The 23,588-nt window shown below is 42.8% G+C and carries 28 protein-coding genes and 1 pseudogene; 18 read left to right on the top strand and 11 right to left on the bottom strand.

Features of this window, described 5'->3' with window-relative positions:
* Positions 1–135: 135 nt before the first annotated feature.
* The gene (locus L2I46_RS22415) at positions 136–729 is read right to left on the bottom strand and encodes a lytic transglycosylase domain-containing protein (RefSeq protein ID WP_017900914.1); all 594 of its coding nucleotides are present in this window, start codon (positions 727–729) and stop codon (positions 136–138) included.
* A 133-nt stretch (positions 730–862) separates the two neighbouring features.
* Between L2I46_RS22415 and L2I46_RS22410 the strand changes: the two genes are divergently transcribed.
* The 11 genes from L2I46_RS22410 (at position 863) to L2I46_RS22360 (ending at position 9,071) form a co-directional block, all read left to right on the top strand.
* The gene (locus tag L2I46_RS22410) at positions 863–1,591 is read left to right on the top strand and encodes a thioredoxin fold domain-containing protein (RefSeq protein ID WP_017900915.1); all 729 of its coding nucleotides are present in this window, start codon (positions 863–865) and stop codon (positions 1,589–1,591) included.
* Positions 1,592–1,607: 16 nt separating this feature from the next.
* Positions 1,608–1,913, top strand: coding sequence for a hypothetical protein (locus L2I46_RS22405; protein WP_017900916.1), 306 nt, complete (start codon positions 1,608–1,610; stop codon positions 1,911–1,913).
* 13 nt (positions 1,914–1,926) lie between these two features.
* A complete protein-coding gene (locus L2I46_RS22400) occupies positions 1,927–2,268 on the top strand; it encodes a hypothetical protein (RefSeq protein ID WP_017900917.1) in 342 nt (113 codons plus the stop codon).
* A 63-nt stretch (positions 2,269–2,331) separates the two neighbouring features.
* Positions 2,332–2,541, top strand: coding sequence for a hypothetical protein (locus L2I46_RS22395; protein ID WP_017900918.1), 210 nt, complete (start codon positions 2,332–2,334; stop codon positions 2,539–2,541).
* Between the two features lie 62 nt (positions 2,542–2,603).
* Complete coding sequence (locus tag L2I46_RS22390; protein ID WP_017900919.1) at positions 2,604–3,548, top strand: DsbA family protein; 945 nt, start codon at positions 2,604–2,606, stop codon at positions 3,546–3,548.
* Between the two features lie 80 nt (positions 3,549–3,628).
* A complete protein-coding gene (locus L2I46_RS22385) occupies positions 3,629–4,144 on the top strand; it encodes a hypothetical protein (RefSeq protein WP_087549171.1) in 516 nt (171 codons plus the stop codon).
* Positions 4,141–4,743: an HAD domain-containing protein gene (locus tag L2I46_RS22380; protein WP_017901393.1), complete on the top strand. Its 603-nt coding sequence runs from the start codon at positions 4,141–4,143 to the stop codon at positions 4,741–4,743. Before L2I46_RS22385 ends, L2I46_RS22380 begins: the two co-directional genes overlap by 4 nt.
* A 265-nt stretch (positions 4,744–5,008) precedes the next feature.
* A complete protein-coding gene (locus L2I46_RS22375) occupies positions 5,009–5,998 on the top strand; it encodes a hypothetical protein (RefSeq protein WP_017901392.1) in 990 nt (329 codons plus the stop codon).
* A gap of 103 nt (positions 5,999–6,101) precedes the next feature.
* Positions 6,102–6,677 carry a hypothetical protein gene (locus L2I46_RS22370; RefSeq protein ID WP_223226691.1) on the top strand — a complete coding sequence of 192 codons (576 nt, stop codon included), beginning with the start codon at positions 6,102–6,104 and terminating at the stop codon, positions 6,675–6,677.
* A gap of 293 nt (positions 6,678–6,970) precedes the next feature.
* Entirely contained in the window at positions 6,971–8,605 is a 1,635-nt protein-coding gene (locus L2I46_RS22365) for a Na+/H+ antiporter (RefSeq protein ID WP_017900828.1), read from the top strand.
* A 121-nt stretch (positions 8,606–8,726) separates the two neighbouring features.
* Positions 8,727–9,071, top strand: a complete 345-nt coding sequence (locus tag L2I46_RS22360) for a hypothetical protein (RefSeq protein WP_017900829.1) — start codon at positions 8,727–8,729, stop codon at positions 9,069–9,071.
* Positions 9,072–9,147: 76 nt separating this feature from the next.
* Here the strand turns inward: L2I46_RS22360 and L2I46_RS22355 are convergent, their stop codons facing one another.
* From L2I46_RS22355 to L2I46_RS22340, 4 genes are all read right to left on the bottom strand, one after another.
* Positions 9,148–9,462: a hypothetical protein gene (locus L2I46_RS22355; RefSeq protein ID WP_017900830.1), complete on the bottom strand. Its 315-nt coding sequence runs from the start codon at positions 9,460–9,462 to the stop codon at positions 9,148–9,150.
* A gap of 535 nt (positions 9,463–9,997) precedes the next feature.
* On the bottom strand, positions 9,998–10,606 hold the full coding sequence (locus L2I46_RS22350; protein WP_024266306.1) for a DUF2913 family protein: 609 nt from the start codon (positions 10,604–10,606) through the stop codon (positions 9,998–10,000).
* Between the two features lie 136 nt (positions 10,607–10,742).
* Entirely contained in the window at positions 10,743–11,141 is a 399-nt protein-coding gene (locus L2I46_RS22345; RefSeq protein ID WP_014839899.1) for an H-NS family histone-like protein, read from the bottom strand.
* 373 nt (positions 11,142–11,514) lie between these two features.
* Entirely contained in the window at positions 11,515–11,871 is a 357-nt protein-coding gene (locus L2I46_RS22340) for a hypothetical protein (protein WP_017901071.1), read from the bottom strand.
* A 267-nt stretch (positions 11,872–12,138) separates the two neighbouring features.
* Here L2I46_RS22340 and L2I46_RS29830 point away from each other — a divergent pair.
* A pseudogene (locus L2I46_RS29830) lies at positions 12,139–12,225 on the top strand (YceI family protein); the annotation flags it as partial.
* A gap of 26 nt (positions 12,226–12,251) precedes the next feature.
* On the opposite strand, the gene L2I46_RS22335 reads toward L2I46_RS29830, so the two are convergent.
* The 3 genes from L2I46_RS22335 to L2I46_RS22325 all read right to left on the bottom strand — a co-directional run bounded on the left by L2I46_RS22335 (position 12,252) and on the right by L2I46_RS22325 (position 14,715).
* Positions 12,252–13,046, bottom strand: a complete 795-nt coding sequence (locus L2I46_RS22335) for a DUF4942 domain-containing protein (protein WP_024266308.1) — start codon at positions 13,044–13,046, stop codon at positions 12,252–12,254.
* A gap of 244 nt (positions 13,047–13,290) precedes the next feature.
* Positions 13,291–14,112, bottom strand: coding sequence for a phospholipase D family protein (locus L2I46_RS22330; protein ID WP_024266310.1), 822 nt, complete (start codon positions 14,110–14,112; stop codon positions 13,291–13,293).
* Between the two features lie 108 nt (positions 14,113–14,220).
* The gene (locus L2I46_RS22325) at positions 14,221–14,715 is read right to left on the bottom strand and encodes a thermonuclease family protein (protein ID WP_017901073.1); all 495 of its coding nucleotides are present in this window, start codon (positions 14,713–14,715) and stop codon (positions 14,221–14,223) included.
* Positions 14,716–14,894: 179 nt separating this feature from the next.
* Between L2I46_RS22325 and L2I46_RS22320 the strand changes: the two genes are divergently transcribed.
* Together L2I46_RS22320 and L2I46_RS22315 are read left to right on the top strand one after the other, a co-directional pair.
* Positions 14,895–16,166, top strand: coding sequence for a DUF1173 family protein (locus L2I46_RS22320; protein ID WP_024266312.1), 1,272 nt, complete (start codon positions 14,895–14,897; stop codon positions 16,164–16,166).
* A 395-nt stretch (positions 16,167–16,561) separates the two neighbouring features.
* Entirely contained in the window at positions 16,562–17,047 is a 486-nt protein-coding gene (locus L2I46_RS22315; RefSeq protein ID WP_024266313.1) for a hypothetical protein, read from the top strand.
* 10 nt (positions 17,048–17,057) lie between these two features.
* On the opposite strand, the gene L2I46_RS22310 is transcribed toward L2I46_RS22315, so the two are convergent.
* Positions 17,058–17,390, bottom strand: coding sequence for a hypothetical protein (locus tag L2I46_RS22310; protein WP_049593900.1), 333 nt, complete (start codon positions 17,388–17,390; stop codon positions 17,058–17,060).
* A gap of 1,351 nt (positions 17,391–18,741) precedes the next feature.
* Between L2I46_RS22310 and L2I46_RS22305 the strand changes: the two genes are divergently transcribed.
* The 4 genes from L2I46_RS22305 to L2I46_RS22290 all read left to right on the top strand — a co-directional run bounded on the left by L2I46_RS22305 (position 18,742) and on the right by L2I46_RS22290 (position 22,529).
* Positions 18,742–19,341, top strand: a complete 600-nt coding sequence (locus L2I46_RS22305) for a hypothetical protein (RefSeq protein ID WP_025999330.1) — start codon at positions 18,742–18,744, stop codon at positions 19,339–19,341.
* 630 nt (positions 19,342–19,971) lie between these two features.
* Complete coding sequence (locus L2I46_RS22300; RefSeq protein WP_024266320.1) at positions 19,972–20,706, top strand: plasmid SOS inhibition protein A; 735 nt, start codon at positions 19,972–19,974, stop codon at positions 20,704–20,706.
* 251 nt (positions 20,707–20,957) lie between these two features.
* Complete coding sequence (locus L2I46_RS22295; protein ID WP_017901080.1) at positions 20,958–21,716, top strand: hypothetical protein; 759 nt, start codon at positions 20,958–20,960, stop codon at positions 21,714–21,716.
* 66 nt (positions 21,717–21,782) lie between these two features.
* Positions 21,783–22,529 carry a hypothetical protein gene (locus L2I46_RS22290; RefSeq protein ID WP_017901081.1) on the top strand — a complete coding sequence of 249 codons (747 nt, stop codon included), beginning with the start codon at positions 21,783–21,785 and terminating at the stop codon, positions 22,527–22,529.
* A gap of 190 nt (positions 22,530–22,719) precedes the next feature.
* On the opposite strand, the gene L2I46_RS29825 is transcribed toward L2I46_RS22290, so the two are convergent.
* Together L2I46_RS29825 and L2I46_RS22285 are read right to left on the bottom strand one after the other, a co-directional pair.
* Complete coding sequence (locus L2I46_RS29825; RefSeq protein ID WP_223226702.1) at positions 22,720–23,010, bottom strand: LuxR C-terminal-related transcriptional regulator; 291 nt, start codon at positions 23,008–23,010, stop codon at positions 22,720–22,722.
* 357 nt (positions 23,011–23,367) lie between these two features.
* Positions 23,368–23,481: a small membrane protein gene (locus L2I46_RS22285; protein ID WP_048336589.1), complete on the bottom strand. Its 114-nt coding sequence runs from the start codon at positions 23,479–23,481 to the stop codon at positions 23,368–23,370.
* Positions 23,482–23,588 lie beyond the last annotated feature (107 nt).

Here is a 23,588-nt window from a genome sequence, read left to right as displayed (position 1 = left end):
ACTGACATGGCCGCGTTGACAGATTACGACCACCTTCATTTTAGATGGTGCGGGCGTAAGAGAAACAGCACATCCTCTGCTCTCCCTGTCACCTGTCGAAGTGACGACCAGATGCCATCACTTCAAAAGTTACTTTTATCTGGGTGGGTTGTTCGCGAGTTTACCCGGTATCTCCGCTAATTTCGGGTTTACGCGATCAATCCCTGTCCAGGCATTGAGTTGCTGCATTTTCCCGTTTCGCTGTAATCGCCGGTTATATCGAACCATAAAATTGAATATATAGTTGGCTCTGACGCGAGGGGTCTTACTGTTGTAGTCGGCGATGCCTTCAAACACATTCCCCTTACGATCAATAATTTTACGATGCAGCCACCACGTACCCACCCAAAAAGAGGCGCAAGCATCGTAAGCAAGCTCACGCCAGCTTATCGCGGGGAAATGAGATTTCACTTCCGCCAGATTTGATGAATTTATCTGCATTGGCCCAATATCCCATGTACCGTTGGTATTAAGGACAAAAGAACCAATCTTGCCGCCTTCATTATCAAAAAGGGTAAAAACAAGGTCACGGTCAATGCCGAAGAAACGAGCGGCGTCAGTTAAACACTCATTCTTGACCGTCTCGGGTACATTTTGCGGTTTAGGGCGATCCCTGGGCGGATTGAATGCTGCATTGGCATTGACTGTTAACGTTGCGAACAGCACAGCGCCAGATATTAGTTTCGTCATAAACCCGCTCCTCAAAAGTTACTTTGTCAGGTTACACGTCATCAAAAAAATTTTTTCCTAGCTGGGGGTAAAAACACCTCCTGGTCGGAAAATTATTTTTTTTGGTTTGATACAGTATTTAAGGAGGTAGGACATGATTAAACCAATTGCAGTCGCCCTGACATTGTTATCCGTATCGGCGTATGCGGACGTTAATTTATCAGCGGATGTGAAAGCCAAAATTGAGGCCGTTGGTATTGATGCCTTTTATGCGGAGAAGTCGCCTGTAGAAGGGATTTACTCGGTCTTTTCGAAAGAGGGGACCAGTTACGTCACGTCTGACGGGGAATACATCTTCACCGGGAATTTATTCAAGGTGAAAGGTGCGGAAGTGGAAAACACCACAGATGAGTTTATCAGCAAAGGGATGCGATCCTATATTGAGAAGCTCGATACCATCACCTACAAAGCGCCGGATGAGAAATATGTAATCGGTGTCTTTACTGATATCACCTGCGGCTTTTGCCAGAAATTACATAACGACCTGCAATTCTATCTGGAGAAAGGGATCACCATAAAATACATCGCTTATCCTCGCGCCGGTATGAACTCCATGGTTGCGCGGAACATGGCATCGGTCTGGTGTGCAGACGACAAACCCGCTGCGTTGACCAAAGCCATGAAAGGTGATGGCTTGCCGGATAAGCAACCGACAAAGGCCTGCATGGACTCCGTTCAGAACCAGTTCAATGCAGGGAACATGTTCAAGCTCTCAGGCACGCCTAGCGGTTTAAGCCTGAAAGGTGAACCGATGGTATTTGCTGGGTTACGTGACCCTGACCAGATGCTGAACAGCCTGAAGACGGCCAATCAGAAAAAATAGCTCTCCGGGAGAGACAATGAAGAAATTTATGGCAATTGCAGCGGTGGTGGTTGTGTCATTTTCAGCCCAGTCCAGTTTGTGTGGTCAGAGTGGCTGCAAAGTTACTTTTGTTGATGTCGATGGTACCGAAAAACCGATCCTGCTGCTTGATGCTGCGGAGACTCCGTCGAAGAGTGCTATGGGCCGGGTGTTTGATGATGTAAACACTACCGGTAAGACAATTCAGACCGAGCTGAAATCCTCAGTATCCGGGCATAAAGATAAATCGTCGCCGGTACAAATGAACCGGGTGTTAAGCCCGATTAAAATCTACAGCGCATAATACGGAGTCCGACATGGGATTAATCAGAACGTTGGTCTATGTGGGTATCATCGGCGGCATATTTGCCTATTCACAAACAAAAGATAGTCTAGATAATATTCCACTTCCGGATGTTGAATTGCCTTCATCGCTGACCAGCAATGACATTATGAAGTCCTCAGTGTTAGCGGATTCCATTGCCGCATTGAAAAACCATGGCGTAATGGAAGGTGTAGTCGGGATGATGGGTGAACAACATGATATCCGTGGTTCATTCAACGAAGTCGTCATGATGGCCGGTAATAACGATATCCAGAAGCTTATTCAGGATACAGTGGATGAACTTGACAGCAGTAGCCGGAAAAACAGTCAGTAAGATGGAATTTCTGGTCTTCAGATGTATTTCTTTTGATCGTTAGATGAATACAGGAGGTTTAGCATGATAAATAAACGAAAAAATCATCGTGTCATCATTTGTTCTGCCCTCGTGTTGGGAGGTTTTTTATTAGGTTCAGTAAACTACGGTATGTTGAAATTAATGATAAATAACGGGGTGCTGGGTAATGTTTCTGAAATCATGACTGTAAAGAAGGTAAGTCATGATGATCCATTCGAGTCAGAAAGCAGTCGCCGAATGGCCGGTCAATAAGTGTTCTTTCATATACATCAGTTGCATTTACAAAATCATAAAATGACTTCCGGGGAAAAACCATGGAAAAGAAGCAAAATCCTAATCAACGTATGCTGATTAATATTGGTCTGGCCCTTTGTGGCTTTGTAGCTGGCTCAGTTGTCTGGGGGCCTGCCAGTGACCTGTTTAAATCGAATCAATCGGCTAAAGAACCTGCTAACGAACGCATGATCGAGCAGTTTAATCGGCTAATCAGAGAGCCTCAGGCGAATCAGTCAGCCGGTTTAGTTCTGACAGAACAGGACAAAGAGCTGATTGGAAAGACTGCGGCGCAATATTTGATCGACCACCCTGAAAACCTGGTGGAAGCGGGTAAACGCCTGGAGTCTAACCGCGATGGTGAGAAAATGTCTAATGTAGTGAATACTAAAGACGTTCTCCTGGAATCAACCTACACTCCAAACTACGGTCCGGATAATGCGGATGTCGCCGTGATCGAGTTTTTTGATTACATGTGCCACTTCTGCCAGCAATCCAGCCCGGTTCTTGAAAAGGCCATTAGCGCGAACAAAAATGTGCGAACGTTCTTTAAAGACTTCACTATTTTCGCAGACCGTACTCCGATTTCAGGTATGGGCGCAAAAATTGGTCTTTATATTTTTCGGACATACGGTCAGGATAAATATTATGAGTTTCATAATAAATTAATGAACGAGACCGGAATAGCGCTTCAGTCCAAAAAGGATTACTCACCGCAGAATCTGGCAACGCTGGTTCATGGGCTGGGGTATAAAGATATTCTTGACGAACACGGTAACTTCCTTCTGACTGCACAACTACGTGACCAGCTCCAGAATGTGCTTGATGCGAATATGATGCTGGCTGATAAGCTCAATTATAGTGGTACTCCGGTATTCATCATCATGAACATTAAGAACCCGCAAAACAAAACTACCACCATTATTCCCGGTGCGCCTGATTCTTATCGCTTGCAGCAGGCCATTGATAAAGCAAAAGACAACTAAACATATTCCTTCCTTAGGTTGCTTTAATGAAGCTTGAGCCAGGTATTTTACTCAACATTAATTATAAGAAGGTCATATCTATGTTTGAACATAACATTCTTTTCAACAGCATGATGATTATTATCTTATCTTACATGCTATTTAAGAGCATTAAGTCAAAAAAAAGATTGCATAAAAAGTATGAGGAAGTCTATAAGGCTTTTCATCTGGCTGACTCTCAGTACAACGGCGGCATGAAAGACGCTTACAGAAACTTATCTTTAAGCAATGCACATTTGAAGTTTTTGGCAGAATACTTCAACCAGGAGACAGTTAAGTTTGATGGAAGAAACATAATCTGTGAAAGAGAGCAAGATGTACAGTATGTTCTTTCGCTTATGGCGGATAGTCATTTTTGGTTGAATAAAGCCATGAAGGATATAAATACAGCAGTAAGTAACACGGATGTTATAAAAGATATTAAATTATCAGCTCCGCCATTTTCTTCATTGGGAGGATTGAAATTAATAGCAGATGAATTTCATCTTGAAAATAAAGAGTTTGATGGGTTTGCTACTCTTAAAATCAAGTATGAAGAGATGAAGGGGGAGAGATGACAGGGGCTTTGTTTTCACTTTCTGCTAGTGGGGTGGTGTTTGCCGCCTCTGTGGTTATTCTCATTCTTAGTGCTATGTTATACGACAGTTTAAACAAAAGGCGTGTTCGAAATGTTCAATCATATGAATTTTTAGCCTCGCATGAAGCAGCAACTGGAACTCATCCAGAAGGTACTGTTCTGCTCTATCTTGATTTTGATGGTGTTCTACATCGAAGAATGAATGAGTCCTTTGAAAAAATGCCCCTGCTGGAAGAAATTTTAATTCAATGCCCTGAAATCCTCATAGTGATCTCCAGCAGCTGGAGGGAGACGATGTCTTTAGAGGGGCTAAAGCATCTTTTCCCGGTTTCATACCGGCACAGAATCATTGGCGTTACGCCTTCACTTCAGGATGTACCGGATATTGAATATATCCGGTACAGGGAGTGCCTTTCAAATGCCCGATATCTGGGTATCAGTCATTTTATTATTATAGATGATGAGTCGCACCGTTTTCCACCTGGGTGTGAAAATCTGGTGTCTACAAAATACAGAGAGGGGATGACTGACGAAACAGTATCAGCAGTCATCATGAAATATCGTCAGTATATCGTATGAAGGCATGCGTTTCATATTCTGTACGCGATGAAATAAACGCCGATTATGAAACGCAGATACTCAAGCCAGAGGTAAGGGGCTGTCTTCAACGGATTGCCGGGAAGGTTTAACAGAAAAGACAGCATTTCATATTGTCCGGTGATCCCCGCGCCCCTAGAATAAGCGCATTATGAGTACCACCAGCCCATAAGGATGAACAAATAGTAAAACTAACTATAGCATTTAGTAGTTTATTTTAAAACTTTATTACAGGACGGCATGGAAAATGAAAAAAAACATATATAATGATGTGGCAAACATTTTTAAAACGTTGCAGGATGCCATAACGAAAGAAAATATAACAAAAGATATGTACGCAGATTACTGTCAACGTGAAGCGATGAGGGTAGATGAAGGATGCGCACGACGAAATGCCCAGTCTATAAAAATTATTACCGAAAAAAGCATGATACTTGAAACGGTATTTCTAAATGTAAAGAAAACGTATGAGCTAAGGCAGCAGTATGAAAGAGCTCTGATTGCTCAATGGGGCGGTGTAATAGACGACGAAAATGTAACGTATGATATTATACACCCTAGCCTGAAATCCTTATCTGCTTATGTAGCATATCGAAAGGACATAAAAATTGATGAGAGAATGGGAGAGATGTATGAGAAAAAACCTGAACTGTCCCGTAGCATCAGGTATCATGAGCGATATTTATGTCCGCAGGAACTAAAATACAAATATAAGATAAACGCCAAATTTCGTCCGGATCTAAAACTTCTGATCAATCCACCTTACCCTGGGTTTTGTAAGAATTTACTTTACTGGTATGTCAGTGCATTTTCACTGCATCTTAAAAATGGAAAACCAGGGGAACCAGGGAAGCTTGAAAATCCAGGTGAACCATTAAAGATAGGATTTCGCCATCCAGTGAGTAAAATGAATTATGAAGAAATGTGTGAAGGTCTTGAGATTTTTATGCCGTATATGTGCAAAGCTGAAAACGGAAAAATTGTTATTCATGCGGAAGGGTATTTATCATGTGATAGCTATTATAGCAGCATACTGGTTAACCCGCAAACGGGGGGGGCTGAGCTAGTTATATACAGAAAGGGTCGCTTTGACCATCGACATAACCCGAATGCACTGGAATCTCGTACGTGGTTGAATGAAGATAGAATAATAAAAGAATTTCCCAGCATACGAATTGCTTTGCTGAATATCATAGCGTGCAGCTATCGTGCGCACTTCAAAAACAGGGATATCTAGCTAAAGCTCCGTAATCCCCGGTGCAATCGGGCATTGATATAAGGAGGCTAATATTTATTGAATTTTACATGTGAGGGATAAAAGTGAATTAATGGTTGCTTTAATGAAGATTGAGCTAGGTATTTTACTCAACATTACATATAAAAAGGTCATATCTATGTTTGAACATAACATTCTTTTCAACAGCATGATGATTATGATTATTTTCTTATCTTACATGCTATTTAAGAGCATTAAGTCACAAAAAAGATTGCATAACAAGTATGAGGAAGTCTATAAGGCTTTTCATTTGGCTGACTCTCAGTACAACGGCGGCATGAAAGACGCTTACAGAAACTTATCTTTAAGCAATGCACATTTGAAGTTTTTGGCAGAATACTTCAACCAGGAGACAGTTAAGTTTGATGGAAGAAACATAATCTGTGAAAGAGAGCAAGATGTACAGTATGTTCTTTCGCTTATGGCGGATAGTCATTTTTGGTTGAATAAAGCCATGAAGGATATAAATACAGCAGTAAGTAACACTGATGTTATAAAAGATATTAAATTATCAGCTCCGCCATTTTCTTCATTGGGAGGACTGAAATTAATAGCAGGTGAATTTAATCTTGAAAATAATGAGTTTGATGGGTTTGCTACTCTTAAAATAAAGTATGAAGAGAAGAAGGGGGAGAGATGACTGACGAAACAGTATCAGCAGTCATCATTAAATATCGTCAGTATATCGGATGAAGGCATGCGTTTCATATTCTGTACGCGATGAAATAAACGCCGATTATGAAACGCAGATACTCAATCCAGAGGTAAGGGGCTGTCTTCAACGGATTGCCGGGAGGGTTTAACAGAAAAGACAGCATTTCATATTGTCCGGTGATCCCCGCGCCCCTAGAATAAGCGCACTATGAGTACCACCAGCCCATAAGGATGAACCAATATGCATGAAGAGTTTGCCATCGGAAGAGGAGGGGCAATATGTCGCTGATCACCATTGTCCTTGTTTTCATGATGGCGATAGTTGTTACTGTGTTTATATCTCATTTGTTGCCCGTAAAAATTCCATTACCCCTGCTTCAGATAGCTGCCGGGGCGGGTCTTGCTGCCGGAGGCTTCCAGGTTGATTTCGAACCGCATATCTTCCTGCTGTTGTTCATCCCGCCGCTGTTGTTTCTGGATGGCTGGCGAATACCCAAGGATGCATTTTTCAGTGATCTGAAACCCATCCTGTCACTGGCAATTGGCCTTGTCCTGGTCACCATTATTGGCATTGGCTGGTTTATTCACTGGCTTATCCCGGCGATCACGGTGGCCGCCGGATTTGCGCTTGCCGCGATCCTGTCTCCAACGGATCCGGTGGCCGTCTCTGCTATGACCGCCAGTTCACCGCTGCCCTCACGAATGGCGCATATCCTCGAAGGCGAATCCCTTCTGAACGATGCATCCGGCCTTGTGGCCTTTAATTTTGCGATTGCTGCAGTGCTCACCGGTACCTTCTCCCCGGGAGAGGCGGTGACCAAATTCTTCCTGATGGCCTTCGGCGGTATTCTGAGCGGTCTTGTGGTCGTCTGGGTAACCGGTAAGTGCAATAATTTTCTGGTGAAACGGACACGCGAGGAACCGGCCATCCAGATACTGATTAGCCTTCTTATCCCGTTTGCCGCGTATATTCTCGCTGAGGCATTCCATGTCTCGGGGATCCTGGCTGCGGTAGCTGCTGGCATCGCCATGCACTATGAACAGCTGTCGGGTCCTCGTTTACCGGCCACACGCATGAAAAGCGGTGCCGTGTGGAATATGCTTCAGACTACGCTGAACGGGATGATTTTCCTGATGCTGGGTGAGCAGTTGCCACGTATGCTTTTGACTCTGCCGGAAGTGGCACAGCAAGCGGGAGTGTCATCTCCGTGGTACTTACTGCTGTATGCCGTGGTTATCACACTGGCTCTTGGTGTGATGCGTTTTGCCTGGGTATGGCTGTCCATAACCCTGACGGTATTTCGTCAGAAACGGCGGGGCAAGGTCACGACGGTGCGCACCCGGTTCTCTGCGATGGCTGTGATGGCTCTCGCCGGTGTGAAGGGTTCCGTCACTCTGGCGGGGATACTGACACTTCCGGCCGTACTGGATGACGGGTCACCGTTCCCGGGAAGAGAGCTGCTTATTTTTCTCTCAATGGCGGTGATCCTGTTATCACTTATTGTGGCTGCTGTAGGTCTTCCCTTCATGACGCGCTCTCTCGGAGAGGATTTGCCTCATGACGCCGGGAGCGGCAATATCGGAGCAGCGTTGACGGAAGCGGCCATCAACCGACTGACCGATTTGCTCAGCCAGCCAGTCGCTGATCCCGATGAGCAGGCCTTACGCGCTGATGCCGGAAATATGCTCCTTGAGACATACCAGCGACGGCTTCACTACAACTACAGCGATGAACAAACCGACGTCGGGCTGGAGCTGATGAAACGCACCAGGCTTGAGAAGTTTATGCAACGTGAGGCCATTATCGCGCAACGTAATGAGCTTTTCCGTATGCGAAAGGCCCGTACTATCAGCGATACCGCCTTCCATCAGGCGCTCAGGGCGATCGACCTCAAAGAAGAAAGCCTTCATTAACCGGTGTCCGTACCAGTCCTCCCTGTTCAGAGATGAGCGGGGAGGCTGAAGGCTTTGTTAATTCAGCATATTACTTTTCTTCGACGACACGCGGTTCGTAATGTAACCCCAGGAAAACATCATGAATACCAGTTCCTCTTTAAACTTAATGGTTGATGCTGCAGATGATTCAGAGTGGAAACGCGCGAACGGCTACCAAAAAGAAGAGAGGCCGGTTCAGACAATCAGGAAAGTCATTATCAAAGGTGCATGGCCGGTCGTCATTTTTTGTGGATCTAAGCTTCAACTGGTGGTGGCTGCCCGGGACCTGGACGGGTTCAGGCATATCGAGACCCGTATTGATGGGCAAAATCTGGTCGTAGGGCAAATGGGTAACGGAGTCATCAGAACAGGTCAGCATTTATCTGTTTCTGGATCAGGCAACATCGTATCAGCTGGTGACGTATTTGAAGTTTCATGGCATTAAAGCCAGAAAAGATTCCATCTATCCCGAATGAAGCCACGCCTGCAGCGATAATGAGCTGACTATTGCAGAAGAGTAGCTATCCCGGAATTTCCGAGAGGAATTCATTAAAGAGATTATCATCGTACAGTGGGTATATTTGCTTCATCATACCAAAAACGGACATAGCTGCACTTCGCAAGTCGGGATAAAAAGCAGGCTTAGTGATAAGATCGCTTTCATTCTTCAGCACACCTTCGAAGCAACCGTAATCTTCCCCAAACTCCTGAACTATCATCCACCGGCCATCCTTGCATTCAACTACCATAATAGCAGACTTGGGGTAGTCGCCAGCTGGGGTCAACCAATCAAAATGGTAGTGGGTGATAGTTTGATAACTCTTATGGACATTCATAGCATTAACCCTGATGCAAGACTTACAAAGTGAGAGGTTAGTGCTCGATAAAAAAATACTGTATACATATACAGTACGTATTTAACATAACGTACATTATGTGCACTAAGTCTTTGATTTTACAGGTTTTTTTTGATTTTATATGGGTATGGCCTGATATACGAAATGCCAATATGAACACAACAAACTCAGGCTGACACATACATCATTACAATGAGAACATTCATCAAGACTAACGTAATAACGTTAAGCCACAGTGAAACAATACTCTTGTTTATGAAAAGTTTAGTTAAATCTGGGGACTCATCTTTATAATCACCAGTTCTGGATGCTGCCTGTCTACGGTTCATGACAGCATAAATTTCATAATGACTGACTAAACGCAATATCAACACCAGATAAATTAGAAGAATACCAGCAATGATTAGATATCTTGAACCGTTAAACAAATCCATAACTGTCTCAATTTGAACGTCAAACATTGTATTCTATCTCACTTTTTGAGGAGATCGTCTTTCTTCCCGGGATACCGTGCTCATTCTTTAGTATCAGCATTTAACTGCAGAACGGAAAATTTCTGGGTTGAAGGTAGAGACACGTAACTTAGCTTGCACTGCTCTAACAAGGGAAAAATGCCGTCAGTTAACCCGGACAGGCGTAAACTAAGAGGCTGGATGAGCTTTCCTGATTGAGTAAATTTATCCGAAAGCGTTGATTGCTGCGTATAAATAGAAGGCTTTCCGGGGCTGGATGTCCAGCCATTCTGCCAGTCTGTATCCGACAGCAGATAATCCTGCCACCCCATTGTTCGAAGTGTGTCAATCATGCAGGTGAACCGGAATAAGGTACTCTGTTTTGTAAACTCACCTGAACTTGCCAGCCACAGGTATTCAACCTTTTGATATAAGCGTGCAGACGGGCCTTTAACCTTGCCCTGTTCCTGCAACCAGAGAATATCCTGCGCTAATGACCTGGGAAACAATTTGCGTTTCTGGGCAGTGGATAGCCATTGCATAATAAACATATGGATTTGTAGCGAAGACTGAATCTTTCCTTCCCTTCGGGCAAGCGCAACTGCGATCAGGATACACCATGAAAAATGCGCCAGTTCAGTATCTGGCCGTTTGGTAGGCAGAACAGTCAAAGAATTCTCCGGCGTAGTTCAGCAACTGGTGAAAGACCAAGAATACCACAAGAGAACCACTGACGTACCCCAGGCTTTTCAGGATGAAAAAAAACCACCTTTTTAAGGTGGTTTCGGAATGACTCAGCTTTTTCGCTTAAATCAGGAAATCATCAAGAGTTTTACCGGCATCCAGTTGAGCTTTAATTGGAGATGGTGTACGACCCTGACCAGTCCAGGTTTTACGCTCACCAGCATCGTCGATGTACGCATATTTAGCAGGACGTGGTTCACGTTGCTTGCGCACTTTAACGTTAACGGCTGCTTCCATCAACTCACTCGGATCAATACCGTCAGCGATCATCATTTCACGATAGTGACTGAGTTTTTCCAAACGCTCGCGATTAGCGGCTTCGAGCTCTTTTTCTTCTTCACTGCGTTCAGAGACAACCGTAGTGAGTTTTTCCAGTAGTTCTTCGAGAACCTCTAAAGGCAGTTCACGCGCCTGGGCGCGAAGTGTACGGATGTTATTAAGAACTTGTAATGTCTCGCTCATAGTTACCTCTTCTTGAACATCGTTATGCAGCTACATAACAACATTAAATTTACAGTTAAATGTCAGCAGGAGGCGTTGCAAGCTAAATTATTATCATCGTGAGATGATTTAAAAAATTCTGGCTCTCATGCTGTCTGTATGTTCTGTAACCCGGATACGCCCTGGTGTTGGTATGTTCATTGTCTTATAGAAAACGAACAATTGCATCTCGTAAAATCTGCCACTCCGTTTATGACTCAAGTAAAAGAGTCCAATGAACAGGTGATTTTTAAATTGTAAAGGTCATAAAAAAAATAATCAATGTTCTTTGATTCATTTTTTCAGGATGATGTCTATATCACCAGGCTTAACCATTACAGTGAAGTCTGAATGTTTACTCAACGATTATGTATGGAACTGATTTTTCAATATCATCTATATCACACAGTCCGTGGATTAAACCTAACCGCATCGGCACATTAACTCTTTGTTTTGCGTAAAGGTATGCCATAGCCCCCATGCAATATGTTTCCTGCCCTGAAGGTTGATACTGGCCCGTCTCATCGTCATTGAAAGCACCGGTAGTGTATGTTGTTTTATGGCAAAAAAAAGGAATATTGTCATTGGCGAGAAGCGTCGATTTTATGTCATCGATGCGTCCTTCTACTAAGGGAATAGGATTATTTTTAAGAAAGGGACAATCTTTGCAAGGCCGTTTCATAGCAAAGAGCTTCTTCACATTAAGGCTCATATTTCACCATAAGAAATTTCTATACAGATTGTAAAATTATACTACAGACTTAAGAATCAAACCAAAGTTCAGAAAACCTACAGTATCAGACCCTGGAGTATACAAAACCAAAAATTGAAGCTTCTCAATGTAGGTTTGTTAAACCACAATGATAATGAGCTTGTACATCTTAAGATGGAGTAGTCGATAAGACGGGCAGCACATCCGGGACGAGTTTAAATTTCGACCAGTGAAATTATTTCGTCATATAAAATAGCCACGGTATGAGGTCATGTTAAGCTCAATCATATCAATACCGGCCCTGGACCTGCCTCACAGGACGTTGAGCTTATTATCTCTGTCGAAGGTATTTAAAACCCCGGCACCCAGTGCCGGGGCATTTACTTCACGTCAGGCAGGTTGTTTCTCTGGTATGATGCAAGCACATCATTAAGACCATCCAGGACCTTTTTATCCATAAACCGCATATGGATGTTTCCGTTTCCATACACAATAAATTTAATATTTAAATCCGTGTCGATATAGTCAACTTTCTGATAATCATTCTTCTCTCTAAGAGCAAAAAGCTTAGGTACGATAACATCCTGCTGGCTGTAAGATAGCCCTTCTATGTACCGGGAAATCCTGTAAAGATCATTGAGGCTGTTCAGGTCTCGATCCGTCATGTCAAGGTAGTATACATCCTTCTTGAACCCGTTCTTTATAACCATATTTTCATTAATAACAAAGCTACGGGCGTTCTTTTTAAAATCATGGCTCAGATTACCCAGGCATGAAACCAGACCCTCGCAGAGTATGTCTGCCCGATTGTTAACCGTATGAGCCACTTTCTCTCTTGCTGACTGAATCGTCATAATTGGTGGTTCTGTTACCAGTTCGTCAATAAATGATTTTAGTTGAGGTGCATTCCAGTAGATATTTAATGATGTTCTGTCGATGAGTCTCTTCCATGATTCTCTATCAATCAAAACTCTCGCCCTCTCTATCTGTTTATCTAAATGGGCAGGGTTAAAGCGAACATATGCAATTCTGAGCTGATCAATAAGGGAGATGCCCATCAGTTTTTCCGCTTCGGATATTGCAGTTAATCCATTAATAAAAAGATTCATTGCCATGTCCCGCTCTGACACAACGCTTTCTACAAGATTAGTTTCTTTCAGTTCGTGGGATGTCATATTATCTCCTTTTTTTTAAAAGGATGACATATTAGATCGCTTCGTCAATACCCTGTTTTAAATTCACATACTCATATAGAGCGAACGCGGAATTTTGACCATAATATTGCTGTAGTTGGAGAAAAGTAACTTTCAGGCGGGTATCGTTAAGAGAATGATGACTGGGTAGAAGCATTGAAGCAATGATTCAATCAAGAGTGGCTTTGTTATCAAAACCACCCTACTATTTTAGCCGCAGGCCAGATTAGATAGAGATATCATAAGGCCACAGGAAATACATCTCTCCATTTTTCTTGTATCGATTAGGTTTGCTTTCACCGCCAATGGAAATCCCTAACGGTGTCAATTCATACTTACCATCATTATCTTTGAGGTATCCCGCAGTGATAAGCTTCGTATACATGTCGGATAACCCCATCTTGTGCTGTTTTGATAAATTTGTAGTGGTTAGTTTATTTGCAGGCTCGGCATTAGCTTCATCGTCTTTTCCTGCGCTGTCATCCGAATCAGTTGTTTTGTTATCAATGGATACGAAAGTTTTTTCGTCATTTTTTGTGGATGATTTCGAAAAATCTTTTTTCTGTTCCTGATTTTTTTTCGAATCAGAGTCAGCGGTTTGCAATGATGTTGGGGATGGAATGTTTTCTGTGCTGATCCGGATTAAACGCTGGGCCTCGGTAATAGAAGCATTGAATGCTTCCCGGTCTTCATCTTTTACAATTAATACCCCCAGTTCATGGTTATTGATTTGACTAAAATCATACAGATTCAGGCTGCATATCAGGCTCTGACTTTCATTAGCATAAAATTTAGCATGCAGATTCTGGCAGAAACTGAGCCGAACGTAGGGCAAACTGACTAGCCATTCATGGTCTTTTGGGTTGAGTTCAGATTTACCGTAGATGATACGAATATCTACCTTCATACGGTTTTTATCTTCAATTAGCTCCTTAATTCTGGCGCTTAGTTTCAGGTAAGGGCTTATCAGGATAATGCGCTCTTCGGCATTCGCTATAGTTTGCTCTACGTGATAATTCAAACCCGTTGTATTGAGAATCTGGACCATAAAAAACCTCGATTTTTCTGTAATTTCTGAATGACAGCGACAAAATAAAAGTTACTTTTTAAATGGCCGCTGGTTCGATGCCTTAAAGGATGAAATGTCACTCAGTGCTTAATTATTTGCTTTACGCCACTGGCGTGGCTCTACCGCGTGTGGGTCAGACCATAACCCTTTACCTGCGTTACGTGCATTTAGCTCAAGAGACCCATACTGAGGAACCGTTAGCCGCCCCTGATAACGATATGCCCATGCCATGCCTTCTGCGACCATAACGGCATTAAGATCCTGGTTATTCAGATAGAGGGTACCAAGCATACGCCCATACACGTCCTGCCCGTGGTCCTCAATAACGACAACTTTGTTTGCTGCCATCTGAGTCATGGCTTGCTTTGCCTTCTGACCGAAGGCCTGCTTACTCTCCGGGGCATCAATCCCATAGAGCCGCACTCTGGTATTTGTAGCGCCGTCATAAACTTGGACAGTATCGCCATCAATTACCCGCACAACTTTCCCTGAAATGGTTTGAGCACAGGAAAGCATCGGCACCGATAAAATAAATACGGACAAAGGGACAATGGCAAATCTGGTCATCCGGAATTTAATCATTTGCTGTCTCTGGGTGATAATCATTTATTGTGAGTTGAACAGAAAAAACACAATGAATTTGAAAAGTTACTTTCGAAGTATAGGTTACTTTATTAATTACATGCTATTGTGTCAATCTATATGAAAATTATTGCCGAAAGCGAATAAAAAAGCATGTCAGCTCAGGAAAAGGGGGGCTTATGTCTACTGTAAATGATGTGATTGTATCTTATGGAGTGGACAGTAAAAGGTATTCAAAAGACTTCCAGACCAAAGAGGAATTTAAAAAGAGCTGGTATGCAGTTTTATCTCGTGCGCACGCTTCTGTAGACTCGAAGGTAAGCTGTTCCTGTAAGGGTAAAGGTCCAAAGTTACTTGCCGTAAAATATCATACAGGTGGCGATACGTATTTTCTGGCACGGTATCCGAATACAGGTAGCCAGCATTCTCCTGATTGTATTTTCTTCACACTGGATAAAGATAATTCCGGGTTAAAATGCTATACACATGGCGTAGTCAAAGACCTTAAAGATGGTGGCTTCGGCATCAGACTCGACGTTGCATTAGCTTCATCTGACTCGGAATCTACCTCGATCGTGCCTGTAGATAACAGGAACACACCTGGTGGCGTTTCGCAAAATAGCATGTCGCTGCTAGGTTTGCTCCAGTTCCTGTGGGATGACAGTGGTCTGAATCGCTGGTATCCCAAAATGACCGGGAAACGTAATCCAGGAAAGGTATTCAACCTTATTACCAGTTCATCGGAAAAAATTAAAATTGCATCACATCCACTCTCCACACATTTACTGGTTGGCACATATCCTTCTACTCCTCAGGAAACCAAAAACATAAAAATGACAGATGCGGTTATGCAAAGCAAGGAGCGTCTGATTTGCATCAATGCGTTGTCTAAATATAACTACGAGAAACATTCGAATGTGTCAAAGCGGCTTCCGGTAAGGTATTTTTCTGGCGTGCCGGTCGTGCTGATGAATACAGAGGACTGGACGTTACTGGAGAAGAGATTCCCCTCTGAGATAGCAAACTGGAGAGCAGGTGGCAATGTCATCTGTATTGCTATAGGCGAACCTGGTAAGTTTAAGGGTAAAGATACGTACTACCTCAAGCCCCTCCAGATCGCCCTGATGAACGTTGATGATAACTGGATCCCTGCAGATTCCAGCTATGAACTGACTATGCTTAATTATCTTCATAACCAGGGAAGAGCTTTCATCAAGCCACTAAGATATGACGCCTCTAATAATGATGTCTTTCCTGATTTCTGCCTGACGGATACAGGGGGGCATGAACTGTTTCCTATTGAGGTATTTGGCATGGATACAGCTTCATATCTGGCCCGTAAGGCGATTAAAGAAAGTTACTATAATGAACGATATGGAAAGAACGGTTGGGCATCATGGGTTGCACCGGCTGGCCCCTTACCTCAGTTGCCACCGAAAGCCAGAAGTTAGCCCCAGGTTATAAGGGCTTCGGCCCTTTACTCCTTCCCCGGCTTCACATCTCCACTACCATGGTTGAGTTCTGACTGATAAAAGGCAATTTATTGCCCCTCTCATTCGTTTGTTAGTCACAGCTACGCCGCCTTTCAATCCTGGCAACTGTATTGCTTCACATAATAATTGTGATTGATTACGCATGCTATTTGCTCGATCTCAGAAAAGTTACTTTTTTTGCAGACAGTACAGTTTGCAAAAGAACACTTAATCCATTTCTGGCTATATCACCCTTCCCTTCTTTACCTGGGATAATAAAATTTAATTAAGCCCCTATTTTAAACTTTTACAAACTAATCATGTTATTCTTATCCTGAGATTATTACCTGCTTTACATCGTTAAGGAGATCATCATGCCAACAGTAAAAACAGTTGTGTCTAAAGTTTTCTTTTTTAGCATCTGGCTGGCAATAGTACTTTACATAGCATATTTATCATTATCTCATTTCATGTTGAGAGGCCTCGATCATGAAGTGGCTACCACTTACAATGATAGTGAAGGGTTTGTATCAGGTAATCCAATATCAGTAAAGAAAGTTGACCCTTCCGATGTCAGAAAAACAACGACCCAGGAGAGAGTTACTGGCGTTAAGTGGAACTATTATAGAATCGGTCAAAACGATACGATCGGGGTTTTTAGTTACCATCAAATCAAAGAGGGTGACATCCTAACGATTACCTCACCCACTGAAAAAGTGCAAGAAGAACTCAGAAACGGACGTTTAAAAAAGTTTGAAGAATTCTCTTTTATCGAAAGCGTAGTTAAGAATAGTAAAAATGTACCTTTTGTTAAAGTTTGTATAACCAATGGAAGTTGTTTTTCAGCCATACGCTTATAGTAAAAAGGGCCTATTGGCCCTTTTTGTTTATTAAAGATTTAACGCCGAAATACACCAACCTAAAGCCTTGATATAAATCACGTTGTACACTTATTGCTCCCCAGAAAATCACCCAGGTTACCAGAAAATGAAAAAGCATCGCATATTTAAGCTCAATTCCAACTGATAAGACACCATTTATCGTGGCTTCAGCCAGAAACGGTGAGAAGTAATAGAGAGCAATAACAGGAATGATTGAGTAAGTCACAAATAACAGGGTTCTCCTGAGCGTAAGGTCGTCGCTTAATTTTGAATTAAAATCTAATCCAGTGTCTTGAGAGTGTGGTATATCTTTGATGTTCATAGTCGTTCCTTTATCAATGTAGAAAGTTATTTTTCTAAAACTTAACATGCTTACTGTCATTAAGATTTATTGGGTATTCGGGATTAGTCGTATCGTTTCGCTACTGACGTGGTTTAAAAAAGCTTCAGGGCCTTACCGCCATCCTCCTCGTTATGCTGCTGGTCTATTTTCATGTGTATATTACACAGGGTGATAAATACACCTGGTCGTGTGCTGTTGAGTCCATTACTTTTCTAAACATGATTCAGTTTTATAATTATATATCACATTATAAATTATAGGGCATGGTTTCAATGTGTTTGTTTTGAAAATTATTTAATAATCCAGACCAGTATCAACTATATCGTTAATGTTTTATTTTAAACATTCTGACCGGAAAGCCTGCCTGCCTTTCTCGCAAGACTCTTAAATAACATGACCATGCTGCTCATGACGGCAAACAAGGACGAGATTGCCCCCTACCGTTCTTCTTCCCGCCAAGTGTAAAAGTAACTTTTGGCGTATAAAGGGGTTCAGCCCTGCAGTCCTTCATCCGGTGACTTCCATTCTGAACCGTAAACCGGCCCGTTCTCATCCAGAAGGTATATTTTACATCGCGTGCGCTACGTGAAATCTGACGTACTCACCCCTCCGTTTTTTTCCAGATTTCACGTAGCGCCACCTGTGTGAAAACCACTCGAAAAGCAACTTTTGGACTGATTTAGAAGCCGGGTACCCCCTTTATGGTTATTAACATAATATTAACACATGGAATAATGGTATTTATTCGAAGTGTTAAAATGCCTGAAACTCAACCAAATAGATACCCGATCGCCATAATCCTTAAAATCTGAAGTTATCTTTCCGGACGGATTGTGGTGAGATTAATGAAATGCTTTTTCATTAATCTAAAACCAGATGCACGGAGTTAGTGTTAGCATGCTATCTGTTTTGCATGTGGCATTCACGATGCGGTACTACTCATATTTTCGGCGATATGTGACACTGTCACGCAACTACCATGGTTATGAACAGGAATTGAGCAGCGCAGTCGTGTTCAACGAGATGGTCAGGACAGAGTTTAATATCCTGCAGATTCAGAGTTGTCGGGTACAGCCGGGAAGTGTCAAACCGGCAAAGGGCCGAATGCTCCACATTCAACAAACCACCCCTGGTTAGTTGAATCCTTTGCCGGTTTTCACGAAGAATAGCATTTACCCAGCGAGTAGTGATCAGTCCTGCTCGACATTTTTATGTCCAGATATGAAGAGCTAAAAAATTTCTGGTTAAAAGCAATTTTCCTGCCCGTATGGAAAAACGCCGGGTACCGCAGTTGTTAAGATGGTTGTCACCTGAACAAACGGATGATTTTATGAAAATTATTGAGGTCAGCTACGGCCCCACTGATGGAGTATCCATTAGTGGTTTATATCTGCGAGAGACGACAACCACTCAAAAATCCGGCGCACTTTTAGGCGGTGGACTATCACAGTCCGGCGTAGTTCTGGGAGGTGGCGGATACTCTGGTAGCGAAACAAATCAGACGGGGCGATCGGCTATTTTTGCGCCTCCTCAGGGCAAAACAGCAGAACCGGATATATCGAGAATGCATGAACTGTTAATGTACCTGGCTGTGGGATTCATCGCATTGAACATTCTCACTTATGGTGCATATGGAGTTCTCATTCTCACTGACTTTGAGTTGTCAAAGACAGCAGTAGAGTTATTTGAAAGTTCGTTTTACTTTTATATGATAATAGGCATTGTCGCTGCCTTATGTATAATGCTAATAGCTCCAAGGGATTATTCTCCAGTCCATATGGAAAACAGGAGAAATGAACTAAGGAAGGATGTTTACCTTCGTCTCCGTTATGTCGATACTGACAATATCGTTTTTGATCCCGTAACGCTAACGGGTTGCCATGCTGACAGAGTCTATATTTATTCTTTAATTGAGAGCATTATCAGTTAGTTTGCATGGGAAGGCCTTGGCATTATCTGGTCTTCCCTTTTCTATTTGCCGGACTTGATGATATCCATTGGTATTGAATTTTAAGGTAGCGTAATCGTATCGCTTCTGTAATCTATCCAAGTTTTATATGCCACATATAAACATGATGCCGGTAGATTTAAAAAATAACATATCTCTATCCCATCTTTCATCTTTTCCATTAAATGGGATATCCCGGCATCTCTGAAGTAAACCATGGAAATAACATACCAGACCCTTATAAACGGCATTGTAAGTATGTAGTGGAATGCAACGCTTGACACGAAAAAGACTGAAGATGTTAAAAGATATAGTATTCGTGAGATAGTGGTTGGCGCATAGTAGTTTACGAAGCCACTTACAACCCTTAGGGCTTATATTTCATGCTGCCCCTTTAAAACCAAAGATAACATTCACGAAATCATCTTAACACTGAGGTTTTCAAAAGGATTTTTTTTCACTCTTTGTACCCTTTCATATACATTCAGTGTTTATCCGGGTTTTTTGGTTCCTGTTGATTTCATATTTAAAAACACCCCCCTTACGTAAGAAATAAAACCTGGTAGGATATTCATATCAACTAGTCCATTTTTTAAATGAGGGGTTAATTTCATGGAAAGTACAGCACTTGTTCCTCTTGGCGTGTATCAACACTGTGCAATGGCTTCTGTAGCCTACGTGGAACACCGTCGAACAATGGGCAGGAATCTGGGGGAGCTGGCCTATGCAAAAGCCTTTTTCAGAGCATTAACGGGTAAGGCTCAAATTACATCGAGTGATGTCCGTCAGGTCGATGCATCTTATGACCCGTCAGTTCGCGGTGAGTCGACAAAAATGGATTACATGCGTGCTATCGATCTCCTTATTGATACGCGTGGAGAAGTCTTTACCCTGCCGCTCTCATGGTCTGTGGCTGTTGCGATGTTTCCAGGCATACAGAACCGGGTATCACAGCGACGCGATCACCGTGAAAAAATTATGGAACTGCGTGACCAGCGTAAGACCACCAGCCATTTGCAATCAAAAGAAATATCGTTCCAGAACGCTAAGACCGTTTCAAGCCAGCGCCTCATTTTCTGCCGTCCAGGAGAGCATAAACAATGGCTCAGGGACTGGCACGATGAGATCCACGGTCAGTGTCTTCGTGAAAGCGATATCTACATGATGCTAAGAACATGGTGGTCAAAATTTTGGGTTACCCGATATCGTAGTGATTATATCTGGTGCAATTCATTACATGAATTACTTGACGAAATTGATTATGTCCTTAGCTCAATGACTTTATTGGAATACAATTTGTGTGTTTCAGCATTGCCATTGAGTATTGCTTTTCAGTCAGATAAATGAACTTGTAAGTTAACTGGTGTACTTTTTAAGAAATTACGGCATGATGAGCCAATATATTTTTATTGTAATTTGTGAGTGTTTATATTATAAATTCCACGGCATGCCGAAAACATTCAGAAAACACCTCGGTAATGTTTTTTGTTTTTGTTTTAAATAAAAATAGACTCTTGATGCACAGTTTTTATTTAGTATGATGGACTCTCTATCCGGGCAATTGATTTGTAGCAAATGTTAATATCGAGGTGATTTAAATGGCTGACTATTATTCAAATTCTGCGTTTGTTATTGAAGCTACACCAGCGCAAAGTGAAGTTCTGTTAGAAGCAATGCATGAGTTGTTTGAGCCTGACAATGATTTTATTCAACGCATTACATCTGGTGATAGCCATGACGGTCTTTCTGAAATGGAACGTGTTGTGCGTCACTGTGTGCTGAATCACCCGGACAAAACTACAGTTGAAGTTATTGAAGACTGCGATTGGTCATTTGATGGTGAAATATGTTCTGAGGGTTTCCTTGTCCACAGTGATTGCGGTAATTTCAATTCAGAGCATGCAGCGCTTTTTGCCCAGGCTTCTCTAATTGCCTTCGGGAAAGATGAGCTTTTATCTTTTCAGATATCTTATACATGCGATAACTTCAGACGTACTGATGGTTATGGCGGTGCTGCCTGCGTAGTTTCCCGTGAATTTATTCGCTGGACGGGGAATTACGATTTTCTTGAAGCTGAAGAAACCGCCTTTACTGAACGCATGCACTATTACTTCTGTTCTTTTACTGAGGTTATCGGTGAGCTGGAATGTCCTGTGACTTTCATTCTATGTTGCCCGTCTAATGTAGATGCATCTCAGCGCTATAATGAAATATTGCTTAACTATCGAAGTGGTGGAAAAACCAATATCGACGGTAGCATTAAATTTTCCTCTTGTTCATCTCTCAAAAATGCCCTCCTGGAGCCTGTTACTCCGGATGAGTACCGGGTGATGGCAAAGTACCTTAAGGTGATGTGATCCACGGAGGCGGGAATTGGTCTCCCGCCTCTTAACACACTATTTAACTGAAACTCCGGTGACTAGATGACAAAACAAATTTTACCTGCTGAACTGGCCGAAATTGTAACCGCTCTACTGGTTAAACCTGAACTGCTGGGCGAACTGGACACACGTGTCGCTCATCAGGAGTTCATGAAGGCCATAGGATGTGTTGTAGCTGATTTCTGTGGTGGTATCGTTAACGGGGTGACTGACGGAGATATATCGAGTCCCTATCTTTCAGATGTCTACAGCACACCCTGTCTGCATATTGAAGCAGATGACCGTCTCCCTTCGCTGGAGCAAAATGTCTGGGCAAACTATCACATTGAAGGCTGGAAAGAAGCTGATGTTCTGGAGGCTGTATCTGTTCCTGCAACAGTGAAATCACAGCGAGCAGATATTCAGGGGATGTTAAGTAATGCCGGTCTTGCACTGGGTATCGAACAGCAGTTAAAACTCAAAATGGCAGACTGGCGAATTGCGGAAGGCTGTGAGCTGTTGCATGAGGAAGACGGAAGGCCTTACACCGCTACCCTCCATATAGCAAACCAGATATCACTTGAACTTGAGGACGAGTCTGGTGAGCCATCCTTTGGTGTACGGCTGGAGATTAACCACGGTGTCCCTGCTTTGCATCTTAACGTGGCCGGAGGTGATATCCTCCTGCATATGCATGTAGCACAGGGTGGCTTGATTCTGACGCCGGACCACTCCGGGGTGCAAATTGGTAGTGCTGAGCCTGATCGTCATTCCTACCATGATGATGCATCCCTGCTTGTGCGGTCATAATCTTAATACTATCCCGTTGAGCCAGGTGGCTGGTTCGGCGGGACAGGTTATCCACCAGCATCGAAGAAAGAGTGGTTCACATTCAGTAAAAGTAACTTTCACAAATGGCCCCCCAAGGAATATCGGGGCGGGTTTACGCACTGGCGACGGGAAGCATGCGGGCGGGGTTACATCAGGCGGATGTACGTCACTACCGTGACTTCTGTTTCTGTAGTGTTGTACCACTCCCGTAAATCACATTCCGCTGAAGGTAGATATCCGCGACGGATTTACCCCCCAGTTTTTTCAGAACCCGATTGATATGGTCCTGGGATGATCGTTTGGTGATTAATAATTCAGACGCTATGTCCACATCGGAATGGCCACAAAGTACGAGACGCGCTACGGTGAATTCCTGATTAGTCAACCGGACAATATTAACTGCTGGTGGACATGCAGAGTTATTGATCGTTTTCAGTACTTTAGCGATAAACACATTCATTTCGGTTGTGATATCGATAAACTGTGAGGCATTCTTTCGGTCACATTCTATTGAACTGCGCATCAGATAGCAGACACGTGCACCGTATTGATAGAGCTTCCTCAGTGAATGTAAATTTTCCTCACGTAGTGGGCATTCAATGAAAAATACATGGTCCTTACGGACCTTATGGCTTCTGAGGTCATCCGCTGATAGTTGGTATACGGTGATCTCATACTTTCTGAGTATTAACTCAATTCCAGCAAACAGAAACTGGTTGTCCGTAATGACGTAAATCATGCTCTCTGTCACTCCATGTATAGTATCCGCTCCGTCTGTGAATGATACACGGTGACGGTAGCTAATACTGTCATGATTTTAGCGTTTAAAGCTTCCTTTTGATCTACGTTGGTCTTTCAGATATGACACCAGTGAATACACAGCGATGAAAAGAAGTACAATAGCGGCCAGCAGTGCAAACAGGTTAGACATCATGTATCTCCGGATGAATGGGAACAGTAACTAAGGAAGGTGCGAACAAGTCCCTGATATGAGATCATGTTTGTCATCTGGAGCCATGGAACAGGGTTCATCATGAG

The organism is Klebsiella sp. 2019SCSN059 (assembly GCF_021739525.1).
Taxonomy (GTDB): Bacteria; Pseudomonadota; Gammaproteobacteria; order Enterobacterales; family Enterobacteriaceae; genus Klebsiella; species Klebsiella quasipneumoniae.
The sequence above is the reverse complement of the archived record's forward strand: the minus strand, read 5'-3'. Positions and strand labels throughout refer to the sequence as shown.

Coding starts and splice junctions, on each gene's coding strand:
- L2I46_RS22365 (WP_017900828.1), top strand. CDS start 6,971: ATGTCGCTGATCACCATTGTCCTTGTTTTCATGATGGCGATAGTTGTT.
- L2I46_RS22405 (WP_017900916.1), top strand. CDS start 1,608: ATGAAGAAATTTATGGCAATTGCAGCGGTGGTGGTTGTGTCATTTTCA.
- L2I46_RS22415 (WP_017900914.1), bottom strand. CDS start 729: ATGACGAAACTAATATCTGGCGCTGTGCTGTTCGCAACGTTAACAGTC.
- L2I46_RS22390 (WP_017900919.1), top strand. CDS start 2,604: ATGGAAAAGAAGCAAAATCCTAATCAACGTATGCTGATTAATATTGGT.
- L2I46_RS22355 (WP_017900830.1), bottom strand. CDS start 9,462: ATGAATGTCCATAAGAGTTATCAAACTATCACCCACTACCATTTTGAT.
- L2I46_RS22335 (WP_024266308.1), bottom strand. CDS start 13,046: ATGACATCCCACGAACTGAAAGAAACTAATCTTGTAGAAAGCGTTGTG.
- L2I46_RS22370 (WP_223226691.1), top strand. CDS start 6,102: ATGAAGATTGAGCTAGGTATTTTACTCAACATTACATATAAAAAGGTC.
- L2I46_RS22300 (WP_024266320.1), top strand. CDS start 19,972: ATGGAAAGTACAGCACTTGTTCCTCTTGGCGTGTATCAACACTGTGCA.
- L2I46_RS22340 (WP_017901071.1), bottom strand. CDS start 11,871: ATGAGCCTTAATGTGAAGAAGCTCTTTGCTATGAAACGGCCTTGCAAA.
- L2I46_RS22290 (WP_017901081.1), top strand. CDS start 21,783: ATGACAAAACAAATTTTACCTGCTGAACTGGCCGAAATTGTAACCGCT.
- L2I46_RS22295 (WP_017901080.1), top strand. CDS start 20,958: ATGGCTGACTATTATTCAAATTCTGCGTTTGTTATTGAAGCTACACCA.
- L2I46_RS22315 (WP_024266313.1), top strand. CDS start 16,562: ATGCCAACAGTAAAAACAGTTGTGTCTAAAGTTTTCTTTTTTAGCATC.
- L2I46_RS22410 (WP_017900915.1), top strand. CDS start 863: ATGATTAAACCAATTGCAGTCGCCCTGACATTGTTATCCGTATCGGCG.
- L2I46_RS22385 (WP_087549171.1), top strand. CDS start 3,629: ATGTTTGAACATAACATTCTTTTCAACAGCATGATGATTATTATCTTA.
- L2I46_RS22360 (WP_017900829.1), top strand. CDS start 8,727: ATGAATACCAGTTCCTCTTTAAACTTAATGGTTGATGCTGCAGATGAT.
- L2I46_RS22325 (WP_017901073.1), bottom strand. CDS start 14,715: ATGATTAAATTCCGGATGACCAGATTTGCCATTGTCCCTTTGTCCGTA.
- L2I46_RS22345 (WP_014839899.1), bottom strand. CDS start 11,141: ATGAGCGAGACATTACAAGTTCTTAATAACATCCGTACACTTCGCGCC.
- L2I46_RS22400 (WP_017900917.1), top strand. CDS start 1,927: ATGGGATTAATCAGAACGTTGGTCTATGTGGGTATCATCGGCGGCATA.
- L2I46_RS29825 (WP_223226702.1), bottom strand. CDS start 23,010: ATGAATGTGTTTATCGCTAAAGTACTGAAAACGATCAATAACTCTGCA.
- L2I46_RS22305 (WP_025999330.1), top strand. CDS start 18,742: ATGAAAATTATTGAGGTCAGCTACGGCCCCACTGATGGAGTATCCATT.
- L2I46_RS22375 (WP_017901392.1), top strand. CDS start 5,009: ATGAAAAAAAACATATATAATGATGTGGCAAACATTTTTAAAACGTTG.
- L2I46_RS22310 (WP_049593900.1), bottom strand. CDS start 17,390: ATGAACATCAAAGATATACCACACTCTCAAGACACTGGATTAGATTTT.
- L2I46_RS22330 (WP_024266310.1), bottom strand. CDS start 14,112: ATGGTCCAGATTCTCAATACAACGGGTTTGAATTATCACGTAGAGCAA.
- L2I46_RS22320 (WP_024266312.1), top strand. CDS start 14,895: ATGTCTACTGTAAATGATGTGATTGTATCTTATGGAGTGGACAGTAAA.
- L2I46_RS22285 (WP_048336589.1), bottom strand. CDS start 23,481: ATGTCTAACCTGTTTGCACTGCTGGCCGCTATTGTACTTCTTTTCATC.
- L2I46_RS22380 (WP_017901393.1), top strand. CDS start 4,141: ATGACAGGGGCTTTGTTTTCACTTTCTGCTAGTGGGGTGGTGTTTGCC.
- L2I46_RS22395 (WP_017900918.1), top strand. CDS start 2,332: ATGATAAATAAACGAAAAAATCATCGTGTCATCATTTGTTCTGCCCTC.